General features: G+C 58.9%; 7 protein-coding genes. 4 read left to right on the top strand and 3 right to left on the bottom strand.

The genetic code is table 11. From position 1 onward, the window contains the following. The first annotated feature begins 39 nt into the window (after positions 1–39). The gene (locus ACP7A4_RS18435; RefSeq protein ID WP_203302425.1) at positions 40–2223 is read left to right on the top strand and encodes a patatin-like phospholipase family protein; all 2184 of its coding nucleotides are present in this window, start codon (positions 40–42) and stop codon (positions 2221–2223) included. Between the two features lie 49 nt (positions 2224–2272). On the opposite strand, the gene ACP7A4_RS18430 is transcribed toward ACP7A4_RS18435, so the two are convergent. Both ACP7A4_RS18430 and recQ read right to left on the bottom strand, forming a co-directional pair. Continuing rightward, positions 2273–2707 (bottom strand): MarR family transcriptional regulator, encoded by a 435-nt coding sequence (locus tag ACP7A4_RS18430; protein ID WP_048366196.1) that lies wholly within the window; start codon positions 2705–2707, stop codon positions 2273–2275. 117 nt (positions 2708–2824) lie between these two features. After that, the gene (gene recQ / locus ACP7A4_RS18425) at positions 2825–4954 is read right to left on the bottom strand and encodes a DNA helicase RecQ (RefSeq protein ID WP_059763058.1); all 2130 of its coding nucleotides are present in this window, start codon (positions 4952–4954) and stop codon (positions 2825–2827) included. Between the two features lie 271 nt (positions 4955–5225). Between recQ and ACP7A4_RS18420 the strand changes: the two genes are divergently transcribed. Together ACP7A4_RS18420 and ACP7A4_RS18415 are read left to right on the top strand one after the other, a co-directional pair. After that, a complete protein-coding gene (locus ACP7A4_RS18420) occupies positions 5226–5813 on the top strand; it encodes a YecA family protein (protein WP_059763059.1) in 588 nt (195 codons plus the stop codon). A 7-nt stretch (positions 5814–5820) separates the two neighbouring features. Next, positions 5821–6219, top strand: coding sequence for a DUF454 family protein (locus tag ACP7A4_RS18415; protein ID WP_203302424.1), 399 nt, complete (start codon positions 5821–5823; stop codon positions 6217–6219). Positions 6220–6396: 177 nt separating this feature from the next. Here ACP7A4_RS18415 and ACP7A4_RS18410 read toward each other — a convergent pair whose 3' ends face one another. Then, a complete protein-coding gene (locus ACP7A4_RS18410) occupies positions 6397–15753 on the bottom strand; it encodes a retention module-containing protein (RefSeq protein WP_426247917.1) in 9357 nt (3118 codons plus the stop codon). A gap of 500 nt (positions 15754–16253) precedes the next feature. On the opposite strand from ACP7A4_RS18410, the gene ACP7A4_RS18405 reads away from it, so the two are divergent. Continuing rightward, positions 16254–17609, top strand: coding sequence for a TolC family outer membrane protein (locus ACP7A4_RS18405; RefSeq protein WP_059762053.1), 1356 nt, complete (start codon positions 16254–16256; stop codon positions 17607–17609). Positions 17610–17612 lie beyond the last annotated feature (3 nt).

Raw genomic sequence — 17612 nt, 5'->3', positions numbered from 1 at the left:
CTATAATAGCCGCCTTTGTCGCTTGCCCAGAGATTCAAGATGCGCCGCCTGCTTTGTTGTCTACTGCTTTGCCTGTGCCCGCTGATGCTGTTTGCAGCCCAAACACCGCAGCCAAAAATCGGCCTTGTGCTGTCGGGTGGCGCTGCCCGCGGCCTGGCCCACGTCGGCGTGCTCAAAGCATTGGAGGAGCAAGGCGTTCACATTGATGCCATCGCGGGCACCAGCATGGGCGCGGTGATTGGCGGGCTGTATGCCTCGGGCTACAAAATCGACGAACTGGAAAAACTCGCCCTCGGCATCGATTGGCAAGAAGCGTTGTCCGATGCGCCTGCTCGTGAAGACGTGCCCTTCCGGCGTAAACAGGACGACCGTGATTTTCTGGTCAAGCAAAAGTTGAGCTTTCGCGACGATGGCAGCCTTGGCCTGCCGTTGGGGGTGATTCAGGGGCAAAACCTGTCGTTGTTGCTCGAAAGCCTGCTGGCGCACAGCAGCGATGTGCGTGATTTCGACAAGCTGCCAGTCCCTTTTCGTGCAGTGGCCACCGACATTGTCAGCGGCGAAAAAGTCGTGTTTCGCAAAGGGCATCTGCCGCAAGTGATCCGCGCCAGCATGTCGATCCCCGCCGTATTTGCCCCCGTGGAAATCAACGGCCAGTTGCTGGTCGACGGCGGCATGGTCGACAACATTCCGGTGGATGTGGCCCGCGAAATGGGCGTCGACATGGTCATTGTGGTCGACATCGGCACCCCGCTGCGCGGCCGCAAGCAGCTCAATACCGTGTTCGACATCCTCAACCAGTCCATCACCCTCATGACGCGCAGCAACTCCGAAGTGCAGTTGGCCTCCCTGAAGCCCGATGACGTGCTGATCCAGCCCGCGCTGGCCAGCTATGGCGTCACAGACTTTGGCCGTTCGCAAGAAATCATCGACGCGGGCTACCGCGCCACGCAGAACCTCGCCAATCGTTTGAGCGCCCTGCGCCAGCCGTCAGATGTGCAACTCAATGCAGCACGCACGCCCGAAGAGCGCACGCCGGTGATCACGGCGATCAAAATTGAAAACGACTCAAAAATCGGTGACTCGGTCATTCGCTATTACATTCGCCAACCCGTGGGTGAGCCGCTGGATCTGGGACGTTTGCAGCGCGACATGGGCACGTTGTATGGCCTGGACTACTTCGAGCAGGTGCAATACCGCGTGGTGCATAAAGGCGATGATCGAACCCTGGTGATCAGTGCCCGTGGCAAGCGCAGCGGCACCGATTACCTGCGGCTTGGGTTGAACTTGTCTGACGACATGCGCGGCGACAGCGCCTTCAACATCGGCGCCAGTTACCGGGTCAACGGCATTAATACACTGGGCGCAGAATGGCTGACGCGGGTGCAAATCGGCGATCAACAAGAGTTGTACAGTGAGTTCTATCAGCCGCTGGACGCGGGTTCGCGCTACTTTATCGCGCCTTACCTGCATGCTCAGTCGCAGAACGTCGAAGCCATTCTCGACAATGACCCGATTGCCGAATATCGACTGGAACGCTACGGCTTTGGCTTGAACCTGGGCAGACAGATCGGCAATAGCGGCGAGATTCGTCTCGGTGTGGGCGAGGCATGGGGCAAGGCAGACGTCAGAATTGGCGAACGTGACTTGCCGAGCACCAGTTTCAACGAGGCCTTTTATGACATTAAGTACTCGTTTGACTCACTGGATAACGTGTATTTCCCCCACGAAGGTGAAGACATCAGCCTCAGCGTTCGGCAATTCGAGCCGGGGCTGGGTTCTGATGATCGCTACCGCCAATGGGAATTCCACTTGGACAAGGCGCTGAGTGCCGGGCCAAACACCTGGATTTTAGGCGGGCGATACGGCCGTACGCTGGACAAGGCCGAGGTCGTGACGTCAAGTTTCTTGCTGGGCGGTGCGCGCCAACTGTCAGGGTTCCGCCAGGACGCCATCTCCGGGCAAAACATCAGTTTGATGCGCGCGGTGTACTACCGTCGCCTGACCCCACGCTCGTACTTGCCGTTCGACTTCCCGCTGTATGCCGGTGCCTCCCTTGAGCGCGGGCGCGCCTGGAACAACGACAACGAGTTCGACAGCGGCTACATCAATGCGGCCAGTATTTTCATTGGATTCGACACACCCCTGGGCCCGCTCAACTTCAGCTATGGCTTTAACGATGATGATCAAAAGGCGCTGTATCTGAATTTGGGCCAGACATTCTGACCTCCCCCAGTAGGCGCAGCCTGCGCGAGCGCCTACGAGACAGGGAGCATCAGTTTTTTTCGAGGTTGTCCAAAATTCGCTTGTGAACGCGCATGCAGATGCGCTGTTCTTCTTCGGTAATGCCCACAAACAATTCCTGGCGCAGGGACGTGGCAATCGCTTCAATTTGTGCGATCAATGGCCGCGCGGTTTCACTCAGGATGATTTTTTTCGCACGGCGGTCTTCAACCACGGCATGACGCTGAACCAGCCCCTGCGCCTCAAGACTGTCGAGTAAACGCGCAAGCGTTGGCCCTTCTACCCCGACGCTTTGTGCCAGTTCGCGCTGAGTGGGCGCCTCGTCAAAACGGGCCAGGTGCAGCAGCACCAGCCACCGCGCCTGCGACAGACCCAAACCAGCAAGGCGCCGATCCAGCTCAGCCCGCCAACCCCGCGACATTTGGGCCAATTGCATACCGAAACGGTGTTGATCGGTTAAAGGCATAAAAAACTCAATGATTAGACTGAAATAGAGTGAAACGAATTGTTAGCCAGCTAAGCATGGAGTTTGTCAATAGGCAAGGCCCTAAAGTCACTGAAACGTTACATATCGCCATTTCGTTTAAATTTCGAACTCCGATTGCAGTGCAGCGCGCACGCAATACAGCACACCTTCTGGTACACGCCCCTTGAATTGCTCGGCGATGCTGGCCACGCTCGGCAGCTCGCCTTCGCCATCAAGGAAGGCATCCTGCACTTCTTCCATCAGCTCTTCGGGCAAGTCCAGCGCTTGTTCCAGCGACAGTTCCTGACGGCCAATGGCTTCAGCCAGCATCGTGTACACATTTTTTTCCGAGCATTGCAATTGACCGGCAATTTGCATGGGCGTCATGCCTGCACGGGCCAGGCTGATCAACTCGTGACGAATGTCGGCCACCACTTTTGGGGTCTCAGCCTGACCGCCCAACACTTCAAGGAACGCCTCGCCATAACGCTCCAGTTTGCGTGCGCCAATGCCGCTGACCTTGGCCATGTCCGACAACGACGTCGGCTGGCTGCGCAGCATTTCAAGCAACGTTGAATCGGGGAAGATGACGTAAGGCGGCACCCCATGCTCTTCGGCCAGTTTGCGCCGCAGCGCACGCAGCGCCTCCCACTGTTCGCGCTCTTCGCCGCGCACCAATTGGCTGGCCGGGCTGGCAGAGCTGCTTTTGACCGTGGTTTGTGGCTTGAGCTCACGGCGCAGTTCAAGGGTCACTTCACCGCGCAGCAGGGGGCGGCAGCTGTCGCTCAGGCGCAAACCACCGTAGCCCTCGATATCAATATCCGCCAGACCGCGCGCCACTAATTGCCGGAACAATGTGCGCCACTCACCTTCTGCGCGGTCTTTACCCACACCAAACACAGATAAATGCTGATGCCCAAAACTGCGCACCTTTTCGTTGTCGCGCCCCAACAACACATCGATCAAATGCCCCGTGCCATAGCGCTGGCCGGTGCGGTAGATAGCCGACAACGCCTGACGCGCAGGCTCGGTGGCGTCCCAGGTTTGCACACCATCGACACAGTTATCGCAATGCCCACACGGTTGCGGCATCTCTTCATCAAAGTAGGCAAGCAGGGTCTGACGACGGCAGCGGGTTTCTTCGCACAAGGACAACATGGCGTCGAGCTTGTGATGCTCAAGGCGCTTGTGACGCTCGTCACCTTCGGAGTTTTGCAGCATTTGCTTGAGCATCACCACGTCTTGCAGGCCGTAGGCCATCCACGCGTCCGCCGGTAAGCCATCACGCCCTGCGCGGCCGGTTTCCTGGTAATAGGCCTCAAGGGATTTAGGCAGATCCAGGTGCGCCACAAAACGCACGTTGGATTTGTCGATGCCCATGCCGAAGGCGATGGTGGCAACCATAATCAGCCCTTCCTCGTTGAGGAAGCGCTTCTGGTTGGCGGCCCGGGTTTCGCTCGGCAAGCCTGCGTGATACGGCAAGGCCGGGAAGCCCTGATCGCAGAGAAACTTGGCCACTTCGTCGACTTTTTTGCGCGACAGGCAATAGACGATGCCCGCATCGCTGCGCCGCTCCGAGAGAAACGCCAGCAATTGTTTGCGTGGCTGCTCTTTAGGCACGATGCGGTAAAAAATATTGGGCCGGTCAAAGCTCGACAAAAAACGTTCGGCATCTTGCAGATGCAAGCGGGTGACGATTTCTTCGCGGGTACGCTTGTCTGCCGTGGCGGTCAGGGCAATGCGCGGCACATGGGGAAACATCTCGGCCAACTGCCCCAGTTGCAGGTATTCGGGGCGGAAATCATGGCCCCACTGCGAAACACAATGCGCCTCGTCAATGGCGAACAGGGCGATGTCCAGGCTCTGCAAAAACGCCATCATGCGCGGCTGTACCAGACGCTCGGGCGCCAGATAGAGCATTTTCACTTCCCCGCGCTTGATCCGGTTGGCCAGTTCACGTTGCTGGTCGGCACTGAGCGTGGAGTTCAGCGCGGCTGCGGCCACCCCCAGTTCCTCAAGCGTTGCCACCTGATCATCCATCAAGGCGATCAAAGGCGACACCACCACCGCCAGGCCGTCACGCAGCAGCGCAGGCACCTGGAAGCACAAGGACTTGCCACCGCCCGTGGGCATCAGCACCAAAGCGTCGCCACCCTTGGCCACGCGCTCAATAATGTCACCCTGGCGGCCACGGAAACTGTCGTAGCCGAAGATGTCTTTGAGTACGCGTTGAGCCTGTTCGAGCATAGAAACTCCAGAAATCGCCGAAACACCCCTGCGCAGGCGGTATCCGGCGCGGCCTCAAGCCTGGTTAAAGGCTCGGGCGCAGGGCGCAGGACCCGCTGCATTAAGCGCAGGGCATCACAAAACGCGGCAGTATACCCGAGCGTTCTGTTGCGCAGGGCCTTGTAATTGCATGACCGATCACCGGGAAGTGATGGCAAATGCACCCTGCGGCTGGCCTGTAGCCTCAAGAAAGCCTAGAATTCGGCATCGTATATTTTCTAGGTAGTCCTTAATGTCCTTCGCTGAGCAACTAACCCGCCTGCAAGTCTTCCTCGACGCTGACGAACTGCATGACGAGGCGCTGGACTACGTGGCCACCCACGGTTTTCTGACCGCCCTGTCCATCTGTTCCGAACAAGTGCCTGAGCGTGAATGGATCGATGCGATCTTCTCCGAGCCGCCGCACTACACTGACGACGCTCAACGCAAAGAGATCGAAGAAACATTGATTCAACTTAAAGCTCACATCGCACGCCAACTGGCGTCCGACGAAGAGTTCGAGCTGCCGTGTGATCTGGACCTGGGCGACGAACCGGACGACTCCGACTTGCGCGGCTGGTGCATCGGGTTCATGGAAGGCGTGTTTATGCGCGAAGCCGCCTGGTTCGAAACCGCCGAAGACGAAGTCAGCGAAATGCTGCTGCCCGTCATGGTCGGTTCGGGTCTGTTCGATGATCAGCCCGAGTTCGAAGACATCGCCAAAGATGCCAACCTGATGGACGACATGATCGTACAAATCCCCGAAGCCCTGACCGCTCTGTACCTGCTGTGCCAGGCACCTGACGAAAAACCGGCGATCCTCAAGCCTCGCCATCACTGAGTGTTCAGTGACTAACCCCTTACCCGGCAACCGGCCCCGGTTGCTGCGCTACACACTGTTCGCCATCGGCTGGCTGAGTGTAGCGCTGGGGGTTATCGGTATCTTCCTTCCCGTTTTACCCACCACACCCTTTCTGCTATTGGCCGCCGCCTGTTTTGCCCGCAGCTCGCCGCGTTTTTATCAGTGGCTGGTTGAACACCCGCGCCTGGGGCCGTGGATTCGCGACTATCTGGACGGCAACGGCATCCCCCTCAAGGGCAAGGTCTATGCCATCGGCTTGATGTGGTTGAGCATTGGCGTGTCGTGTTACCTGGTGCCATTGCCGTGGGCACGCGGGTTTATGCTGATCAGTGCCGTGCTGGTGAGTGTTTACATCCTGCGGCAAAAGACCCTCGAAAAGCCCTGAACCGAAAACCCCGTAACCACTGCTGCACGGGCATCCGGCGACAACGTCGTCGTAGAGCCTGGGTTCGCGACATTCTGGCAACACGCAATCACCCGCGTTTACGATCGCCGCGCAATCGCACCTCGCCTGCGCCAACGGCAGCGCAGGCCCGTCACCCCCTAGCAGCTGCGTAGCCGATTACACCGTGTCCACCTTCAACGAATGATCATTGAGCATGCCGTTGATGATGGTGGCCGTATCGGCTCCGCCCGCTATAAGCCCGCCCGCACCCGGTGTGACCCCGTACTGGGTCGCCAGATTGACCCCGGCCAGATCAATGGTCTGGGTCGGCGTGGCCCCGGCGACCGCGCTGATGTCGATGCTGCTCACCAACGTGGCACCAGACCCCGTCACTTTGAAGTGCAGGTAATCATCCAGCGAGGCGGCCGTGGCATTCTCGCCTTGCAACAATTGCGACAAGTCGAGTTTGTCCGAGCCAAACGTGAAGTCGGTCACGGTGTCACGCCCCGTGTTGCCTTGCTGGTAAAGGAAGGTGTCATTACCCGTGCCGCCGGTCAGGGTGTTGTTGCCCATCCCGCCAATCAGAATGTCGTCACCGCCGCCGCCGTTGAGGGTGTCGTTACCCAGGCCACCATTGATCACGTTGGCATTGCCATCGCCCGTCAGTACGTCATTGAAGTTGGAGCCGGTCAGGTTTTCGATCGACACCAGCGTATCCAGGCCCGCGCCGACGGTGTTTTGCTGTGCCGTGCTCGCCAGCGTGACCGTGACCCCGGCCGCCGAGTGGGCATAACTGGCAGTGTCATTGCCCGTACCGCCATCGAGCAGATCGTTGCCCGAGCCGCTGAACAACAGGTCATTGCCCGCATCGCCATAGAAGTTGTTGTTGCCGGTGGTCCCTGACAGCACGTCATTGCCGTCGCCGCCATGCACCGTGTTATTACCGGCAGCCACCAGCATCACGTCATCCCCCGCCGTGCCGGTCAGTGATGTCCCGGCTTGATACGTGAGCGTCACACCCCCGCTGTCACTGCCACCGTGGGAATCGCTGGCGATGTAACTGCCCGAAAAGTTCGGCGACACGGTGGTGTTGGCATAACCAATGGTCATGTTCAGGTTGTAGGTTTCAGCCGCATTACTGTTATCAGGGTTGGTGATGTTCGTGATGTGGATTTGATAAGTGCCAGTTTGCCCTGCGGTAAACGTCCCGCCGTCTGCGATGGCCGTGTAGGCCCCGCCGTTGAACGAGTACTCCATGCCAATCCTGCCAGCCAACAGGTTGTGGTCCAGATTGAGCGTCTCGCCCTGTTTGAGGCTGACGCTGATCACGTCCTCGGCATTGGGGTTAGCGGCCGCATTGGTGACGGCCCCCAAATAACCGCTCACCAACAACGCGGCGGTCATGGTGCTGGTGTTGATCTTGAAGGACGAACGATCAACGGTCAGTTGTTGGTTGGCCAGCGCATTCGCCGTTGCGTTGAACGTGCCTGTAGGCAATGTGCCCGTGGTGCTGGTGAAGCCTGCCCCCTTCGCGCCCCACAGCGTGGTGAACGTGGTAGGGGTTGCCGACAAAGGATCACCATTGGCGTCTGTGTCATTGGCCAGCAACACATCACCGGGCACCGCAATCGTCGGCGCCAGAATGTTGGTGATGATGTTGTCATTGCCTGCCACGGGGGCGACGTTTGGATTGACATGAATGACCACGCTGGAACCTGCCAGATCGCCATCATTGTCGCTGACCACAAATCCGATGGTTTCATTGAACGGCGTCGCCGCGACAGTTTGCGGCGTGTAAGAGTACGCGCCAGTGTCCAGGTTAATCACCAGATTGGCGCCACTGTTGGTGGCGATGGTCAGGGTGTTGTCGACCGTATTGAACGTCCCGTGGTTCACCGTACCCGTAAACGTCAGCCCGCCCGCACCATTGCTGGCTTTGGGATCATAGGTGTAGGTGGCGCCGTCCACCGTGATCGACTTGATAAAACCACCGTCGGCGCCAAATGAGCCGCCTTCCAGCAGCGTGCCGGTCACCGTCGGTGCAATCACGGTGCCTGCCAACACCGAGTTGAGTTGCGACAGATCCGTTACCACTACCGCGTTGGTGTCGGTGTGGGTGCTGCCGTCATACGCCAGCGGGTTGAGGTTGGCGTTGCTGACCCCAGTGCCCAGGCCGATGGCGTAGTTTTTGATGCTGTTGGCATCCAGAAAAGCTTTCAAGGCCACTTCATCGCTGGCACTGATGTTCTGCCCTGCCGTCGGCGCACCATCAGAGAAGAAATACCCGACGTTTTGCGCACCTGTCAGCTTGCCGCTCGAATTGAAGGCCGTCTGCGAGGTTGCGACGGCGCCATCATAGTTGGTGCCCCCGCCTGCGGTGAGCGAGCCCACAAATGCCTTGGCCTGCGCCACGGTTACCCAGCCACCGCTGACATTCGTCGCCGAGCTGCTGAAAGCCACGACTTGTACCAGCACATCGCCCATGCCGGCGTATTTGTCCAATAACGCGTTGATGGCTTGCTTGGCCAGTTGCAGACGGTTCAAGCCCGGCACACCGGACGGATCGCCCATGCTCCCGGACACGTCAATGGTCAGCAACAGGTTTGAATCCACCTTGACCGTGGTCACCGAACGTTCGGCGGCGACGGCTTTGGGCACGTCATCGACGATGTTGATCTGGATCGTACCGGTGGTGGTGTTGCCCAGTGAGTCTTTGGCTTGATAGTTAAACGTTTCGCCCACAACCGTGTTGGGACCGTCATTGGCATTGGGCGTGGTTTTCGGGGCCGAGGTCAGGGTGTAGGTGTATTTACCATCGCTGCCGAGTTGCAATACGCCATAAGTGCCCGTGGTACTGCCCTGCAAGGTGAAGGTCAATGGCCCTACGCCACCGGTGGTGGTCGTCGTCAAATCGCCGGTAGCCGTTTCTGCTGTTGACGCAGGCGTGCTGCCCGTCACCGTGCCTTGTGCCAAATCGGCGCCATCCTTGACCAAGTCCAGCGCATTTTCAAACACAGTCGTCTGTGAAGCACTGGTTACTTTTAGTCCACTGTCCGTCAAATTGAACGTCACCGTGGCAGTGCTTTGATCGCCGTCGCCATCGCGGATGGTGTAGGTAAAGGTGTCAGTGGCGGTCGGCGTCGTCACCAGGTTTGGTGTGCCTTTGTACACCGCCGTGCCATCTGCCGAGATGGTCAGCGTGCCGTAGGTGCCGTTGATCACCGTGCTGCCGCCGCTGGTGACGGTGACTGCCGCGTTGCTGCCCGCTTTGATGGCGACCACTGCGCCGCCTGCCGCCCCGCCGTCTGCGCCGAGAATGTCGTTGGCCAGTACGTTAAGGGTCGAGGTGCCGCCTTCAATCAGCGTGCCGGTGTCGTTGGTGGCCTGCGGCACATCGTCGACGATGCTGATTTTGATCGTGCCGGTGGTGGTGTTGCCCAGTGCGTCGGTGGCCTGGTAGGTGAAGTTCTCCAGACCGGCCACGGTGTTGGCGCCGTTGTCGGCACCCGGTGTGGTTTTTGGCGCCGATGTCAGGGTGTAGGTGTATTGGCCGTTGGCATTCAGTTGGATTTGGCCGTAGGCGCCCGCTGTATTGCTCAAAAGTACAAAGGTCAGAGCGCCCGAACCGCCCGAGGTGTTGGCGGTCAGGTTGCCGGTGACGGTTTCAGCGGTTGAGGCTGGCGTACTGCCAGTCACCGTGCCTTGCGCCAAATCGGCGCCATCCTTGACCAGATCCAGCGCGTTTTCGAACACCGTGGCTTGCGCATCACTGACGACTTTCAAACCGCTGTCAGTCAGGGTGAAGGTTACTGTTGCAGTGCTTTGATCGCCGTCGCCATCGCGGATGGTGTAGGTAAAGGTGTCAGTGGCGGTCGGCGTCGTCACCAGGTTTGGTGTGCCTTTGTACACCGCCGTGCCATCTGCCGAGATGGTCAGCGTGCCGTAGGTGCCGTTGATCACCGTGCTGCCGCCGCTGGTGACGGTGACTGCCGCGTTGCTGCCCGCTTTGATGGCGACCACTGCGCCGCCTGCCGCCCCGCCGTCTGCGCCCAACACATCATTGGCCAGTACGTTGAGGGTCGAGGTGCCGCCTTCGATCAGGGTGCCGGTGTCGTTGGTGGCCTGCGGCACATCATCGACGATGCTGATTTTGATCGTGCCGGTGGTGGTGTTGCCCAGTGCGTCGGTGGCTTGGTAGGTGAAGTTCTCCAGACCGGCCACGGTGTTGGCGCCGTTGTCGGCACCCGGTGTGGTTTTTGGCGCCGATGTCAGGGTGTAGGTGTATTGGCCGTTGGCATTCAGTTGGATTTGGCCATAGGCACCAGTGGTGCTGCCGAGCAAGGCAAACGTCACAGCACCCGAACCGCCCGAGGTGTTGGCGGTCAGGTTGCCAGTGACAGTCTCAGCGGTTGACGCTGGCGTACTGCCAGTCACCGTGCCCTGCGCCAGATCGGCGCCATCCTTGACCAAATCCAGCGCGTTTTCGAACACCGTGGCTTGCGCATCGCTGACCACTTTCAGACCGCTGTCAGTCAGGGTGAAGGTCACTGTTGCAGTGCTTTGATCGCCGTCGCCATCGCGGATGGTGTAGGTAAAGGTGTCAGTGGCGGTCGGCGTAGTCACCAGATTCGGTGTGCCTTTGTACACCGCCGTGCCATCTGCCGAGATGGTCAGCGTGCCGTAAGTACCGTTGATCACGGTGCTGCCGCCACTGGTCACGGTCACCGCCGCGTTGCTACCGGCTTTAATCGCCACTACTGCGCCGCCTGCCGCCCCGCCGTCTGCGCCCAACACATCGTTGGCCAGTACGTTAAGGGTCGAGGTGCCGCCTTCGATCAGAGTGCCAGTGTCGTTGGTGGCCAGTGGTACATCGTCGACGATGCTGATTTTGATCGTGCCGGTGGTGGTGTTGCCCAGCGCGTCGGTGGCCTGGTAAGTGAAACTTTCTTGGCCATCAATCACATTGGCGCCGTTATCAGCACCCGGTGTGGTTTTTGGCGCCGAGGTCAGGGTGTAGGTGTATTGGCCATTGGCATTCAGTTGGATTTGGCCATAGGCGCCCGCTGTATTGCTCAAAAGCACGAAGGTCACAGCGCCCGAACCGCCCGAGGTGTTGGCGGTCAGGTTGCCAGTGACCGTCTCAGCGGTTGATGCCGGGGTGCTGCCAGTCACCGTGCCTTGCGCCAGATCGGCGCCATCCTTGACCAAATCCAGCGCGTTTTCGAACACCGTGGCTTGCGCATCGCTGACCACTTTCAAACCGCTGTCGGTCAGGGTGAAGGTCACCGTGGCGGTGCTTTGGTCGCCGTCGCCGTCGCGGATGGTGTAGGTAAAGGTGTCAGTGGCCGTCGGTGTAGTCACCAGATTCGGTGTGCCTTTGTACACCGCCGTGCCATCTGCCGAGATGGTCAGGGTGCCGTAAGTGCCGTTGATGACGGTGCTGCCGCCACTGGTCACGGTCACCGCCGCGTTGCTACCGGCTTTAATCGCCACTACTGCGCCGCCTGCCGCCCCGCCGTCTGCGCCCAACACATCATTGGCCAGTACGTTAAGGGTTGATGTGCCGCCTTCGATCAGGGTGCCGGTGTCGTTGGTGGCCTGCGGCACATCGTCGACGATGCTGATTTTGATCGTGCCGGTGGTGGTGTTGCCCAGCGCGTCGGTGGCCTGATAGGTGAAGTTCTCCAGACCGGCCACGGTGTTGGCGCCGTTGTCCGCGCCGGGTGTGGTTTTTGGCGCCGAGGACAGGGTGTAGGTGTATTGGCCATTGGCATTCAGTTGGATTTGGCCATAGGCGCCCGCTGTATTGCTCAAAAGCACGAAGGTCAGAGCACCCGAACCGCCCGACGTATTGGCGGTCAGGTTACCGGTGACAGTCTCAGCGGTTGACGCTGGCGTACTGCCAGTCACCGTGCCTTGCGCCAGATCGGCGCCATCCTTGACCAGATCCAGCGCATTTTCAAACACCGTGGCCTGCGCATCGCTGACCACTTTCAAACCGCTGTCGGTCAGGGTGAAGGTCACTGTTGCAGTGCTTTGATCGCCGTCGCCATCGCGGATGGTGTAGGTAAAGGTGTCAGTGGCGGTCGGCGTGGTCACCAGGTTTGGTGTGCCTTTGTACACCGCCGTGCCATCTGCCGAGATGGTCAGCGTGCCGTAGGTGCCGTTGATCACGGTGCTGCCGCCACTGGTCACGGTGACTGCGGCGTTGCTGCCCGCTTTAATGGCGACCACTGCGCCGCCTGCCGCCCCGCCGTCTGCGCCCAACACATCGTTGGCCAGTACGTTAAGGGTCGAGGTGCCGCCTTCAATCAGCGTGCCGGTGTCGTTGGTGGCCTGCGGCACATCGTCGACGATGCTGATTTTGATCGTGCCGGTGGTGGTGTTGCCCAGTGCGTCGGTGGCCTGGTAGGTGAAGTTCTCCAGACCGGCCACGGTGTTGGCGCCGTTGTCCGCGCCGGGTGTGGTTTTTGGCGCCGAGGTCAGGGTGTAGGTGTATTGGCCATTGGCATTCAGTTGAATTTGGCCATAGGCGCCCGCTGTATTGCTCAAAAGCACGAAGGTCAGAGCACCCGAACCGCCCGAGGTGTTGGCGGTCAGGTTGCCAGTGACCGTCTCAGCGGTTGAATCCGGTGCGCTGCCGGTCACGCTGCCTGGAGCCAGATCGAGACCGTCCTGAGTTTGGTCGAGTGCATTTTCGAACACCGTGGCCTGCGCATCGCTGACCACTTTCAAACCGCTGTCGGTCAGGGTGAAGGTCACCGTGGCGGTGCTTTGGTCGCCGTCGCCATCGCGGATGGTGTAGGTAAAGGTGTCAGTGGCGGTCGGCGTAGTCACCAGATTCGGTGTGCCTTTGTACACCGCCGTGCCATCTGCCGAGATGGTCAGCGTGCCGTAGGTGCCGTTGATCACGGTGCTGCCGCCACTGGTGACGGTGACTGCGGCGTTGCTGCCCGCTTTAATGGCGACCACTGTCGCGCCGTCTGCACCCAACACATCGTTGGTCAGTACGTTAAGGGTCGAGGTGCCGCCTTCGATCAGGCCGCCGGTATCATTTGCCGCGCTCGGCACGTCATCGACGATATTGACGTCTACCGTTCCCGTGGCAGTGCTGCCATCGACATCGGTGGCAACGACAGCAAACTGTTCACTCACGCTGTTGGTGCCGTCGCCTGCCGGATGCTGATCCGCGCCAGTGAGTGTGTAGCTGTAGGAAACAACGCCCGTCACCGGGTTGTACCCGTTGACGGTAAAGGTGTTGTTCAGCCCGGTGCTGATGGTTTGCACACCCGTATTGATGACGCCGTCCTTGATGATGTCGATACCGCCGACGCTCAAGTTTTGCAGGCCATCGAGCGAGGTGACGGTGAATGTGCCCGACTGGGTCAATGGCCCTTTGGCATCCACGGGTGTACTGCCCGCAGGCAGATTGCTTTCATACAAGGTCAGCTCGCCACCCCCCACGTCCAACCCGGTCAAGACCACCGGATCATTGTTGTTGTGAACGTTCAGCACCAGTTGCGCGGTGCTGGCGTCACCGTCCGAGTCGGTCAGGGTATAGGTGAAGGTGTCGGTGCCATTACCGCCGCCTTTGAGGGCCAAAAAGGCAGGATCGGTCGAATGCACGGTGTAGGTATAAGTACCGTCAGTGGCCAGCACCAAGGTGCCATAGGTCCCGGTAAACGTACCCGCCGTGATCGGCCCAGCGCCAACGCGGTCGGCGCCCTGAACATCGTTGGTCAGTACGTTGCCTGTGAGTTGCAGATTGCTTTCCGAGGCAATGCCGTCGTTGTTGTCATTGACCGCCGTGGGCACATCGTCGATCACGTTGGCGATCAGCGTACTGGTGCCGGTGGTGCCATTGGTATCGGTGGCTATGACGCTGAATTGTTCACCCAACACGTTTGCGCCATTGCCCGCTGCGTGCGAGTCATTGCCGTTAAGTGTGTAGGTGTAAGTGACGATACCCGTGGTGGCATCGTAACCGGTGACTGTCAGCGTGTTGTTCAGGCCAGTGGTGATGGACTGGCCGACACCGCTGACCACCCCGCCGCTGATCACGTTAATGCCGCCCACAGACAAACTCTGTAAACCATCGGGCGCGTTGATCGTGAAAGAGCCTTGCTGAGTCAGCGCGGCGGCATCGGGGGCGGAGCCGGTGGGCAAGTGAGCCTCATTGAGCGGCGTGAGGTTGCCATTGATGCCGGGGACGATACTCACCGTATCGTCGTTGTTGTGGATGTTGAGCACCAGGTTGGCCGTGCTGCTGTCACCGTCTGAGTCAGTCAGGGTGTAACTGAAGGTTTCGGTGCCATTACCCCCGCCTTTGAGGGCCAGAAAATCAGCATCCTGAGGGTTCAGCGTGTAGGTATAAGTACCGTCTGCGGCCAGGGTCAACGTGCCGTATGTGCCCGTAAAAGTACCCGCCGTCACAGGCCCCGTCGCTACACGGTCTGCACCCTGACTATCGTTGGTCAGTACGCTGCCACTGAGCGTCAGTTGAGTTTCGGACGCCACCCCCGCGTTGCTGTCGTTAACCGCCGTGGGCACGTCATCGACCACGTTGATGTCCAGACTGTTGGTGGCGGTGCTGCCATTACTGTCGGTGGCGATGACTGAGAAATGTTCGCTCAGGCTGTTGGCGCCCTGCCCCGCAGGATGTGTGTCATTGCCGTTGAGGGTGTAGCTGTAACTGACAACGCCAGTCGTCGGGTTGTAGCCCGTAATGGTCAATGTATTGCCCAAGCCGGTGGTGATGGATTGACCTACACCGCTCGCAACTGAGCCATTGACCACCGTTATGCCGCCGACATTCAAAGTCAAAAGCCCATCAGGCGCAGACACGCTGAAGGTGCCGCTTTGCGTCAGGGCCGCCGGGTTACTGGCCGAACCCAGCGCCAGACTGGCTTCACTCAGCGTCAACTCGCCGCCTTCCACCGACAGGCCGGTCAAGGTGACAGGGTTATCGGGAGGCACGACGACCGGTGGCGGCACAAACGCGCCATCGTCGTCATCGCGCAGGCCAATCACCCGCTCCTCAACGAATTCGGGAATACCATTGAACCCGGCGGTCGGAAAACCAATGATCGGGTCAACGCGACCTGCCACCTCTTCAAGCAGCACAAAGGTGTGCCCGCCACCCACTTGACCACCTGGCGCACCGGTGGCCGCCGGACCAGCGGCAGTTGCTTCAGCCACTTGGGTCGGGTCTTCGCCTGCCGCGATGGCCGCCTGGAGTTTTTCAACGTCTGTCAGTTGGGCTTCGCTGGGGGTCAACGTTTCAGGGGAATCAACGTGGGATGCCGGGTTTGGGCTCAGCAATGCAGAGGACAGGGTCATGGTGCTTTCGCGGCCCATGGTCAGCTCACCACCACCTCCTTGCAAATGGATTGCCACCGCACCCGCAGTGCCCGTCTCCAGTTGCTCACCGGCAAACACACGATCACCTTCAATCAGCACTCGGCGGGAACCATCACTGGCAATCGCAACTACCTGGCCAACCACGTTGCTAACGACACCGATCAAACTAGCCATGTCCATTCCCTCTGCTGCCGAGCGCATTCGGCCTGTGTGATCACGAGGACATGCAAAAGCTCAGGCAGGGAGGCTGGATCAATAGCGCGCGATGGCAAAAAACGTGGCCGGTTTAAATCATTTGGCCTGCACAACCCGCTTAAAAACCCAACAAAAACAGCGGTCAAATTGCCATCAGTCAATTAGTTGACATTTTTTCACCGCTGACCCAGCCACCCTTCCAAGCCCATTTGCTGCACATCCGAAAAATAGTTTTGAACTTTTAAGACCCTAAAAAACGCCCTGAAAAAAGCGAAATACGGGCTTTTCAGTGAGAACTGTGTCTCGGATCCTAAAGAAGTCATAAGTTTATTTCGGACTAATACTTATGAGAAATGCTTCTTAGCTCGCGCCAAAGATGTTCTTAGCTTGGTTGTTACAAGCCTGAAACGGTTTGACCTAAAAATTACGTCATTTTTTTGGCGACAGCTAAGCATCATTGATTCAGGGAGAAGTACCTCATGCGCGTTTTGAACCCTCTTTGCAGCGCTATTTTACTGGCCATGGCGTGCAGCCAGGCGCAGGCCATGTCCATTACCGAGGCGATCCAGAGCACCATCAATACGCACCCGGAACTGCAAGCCAGCGAGAACAATCGCCTGTCTGCCAACGAGGATGTCAACGTCGCCAAAGGAGGGTTTTATCCATCTGTTGATTTGACCGCCAGCTACGGTCGAGGCTACAGCGATAACCCCAACACCCGGGGTTTGAACAGCCACAACACGGAAACGCTGAACTACACGACCTCTGAACTGCGCCTGCGGCAAATGCTGTTTGACGGGTTCAACACCTCCAACGAAGTGGGTCGCACTCAAGCGGTGGTCAATTCGCGCGCCTACTACGTGCAGGGCACCGCCGAGAGCCTGGCACTGCGCACCATCGAGGTGTACCTCGAAGTGCTCAAGCGTCGCGAAATGCTGACCCTGGCCAAAAATAATTTGCAGGCCCACTTACGGGTAAACGATCAAATCGGCATGCGCAGCGAACGCGGCATCGGCAGCATCGCTGACCAGGACCAATCCATCGCCCGTCGCGCACTCGCCGAAAACAACTTTCAGACAGCCGAAGTGGACTTGGCCGACGCCGAATCCAATTTCTTCAGCGTGGTCGGGCGCCTGCCTGATCAATTGGAAACGCCGCCCTCGATCAAGGGGGAGCTGCCGGGCAATTTCACCGCTGCCCAGCAAAGCATGCTGATCAATAACCCGTACCTGAAGTCGGCACAGGCCGACGTGCAAGCCGCCGAGAAACAGTACGAAGTGGCCAAGTCACCGTTTTACCCGCGTTTTGACGGCGAACTGGCCGTGGGCGCCAACGATAACGTGCAAGGTCAGGTAGGCCATGACAACGAATGGCGCGCCGGGGTGGTGATGAACTACAACCTGTTCAAGGGCGGCAGTGACAAGGCGCGCTTGAAATCGGACTCGCACAAAATCAATCAGGCGATGGACATCCGCAATAACGCGCTGCGCATGCTCAACGAAAACCTCAACCTGGCCTGGCACGCCATGAACAATGCGCGCCTGCAAACACCGACCGCACGTCAATACGCTGAAACATCGGCCAAGGTGCGCGTGGCGTACCAAGATCAGTTCGGCCTGGGCCAGCGCACCCTGCTTGACCTGCTCGACAGTGAAAACGAGGTATACAACGCCAACCGCCGCTACACCGAAGTGCGCTACACCGAAGAGTTTTCGATGTACCGCGTACTGGCGAACATGGGGGAATTACTGCGTAAGGAAAACGTTGTCATGCCCGCAGAATCTATCGCCCAGACCGAAGTAAAAAGCGATGCCCGTTTGCCGGAAATGAAGTAAGCG

It is taken from the genome of Pseudomonas sp. TWR3-1-1 (assembly GCF_049896545.1).
GTDB lineage: Bacteria > Pseudomonadota > Gammaproteobacteria > Pseudomonadales > Pseudomonadaceae > Aquipseudomonas > Aquipseudomonas weihenstephanensis.
The sequence above is the reverse complement of the archived record's forward strand: the minus strand, read 5'-3'. Positions and strand labels throughout refer to the sequence as shown.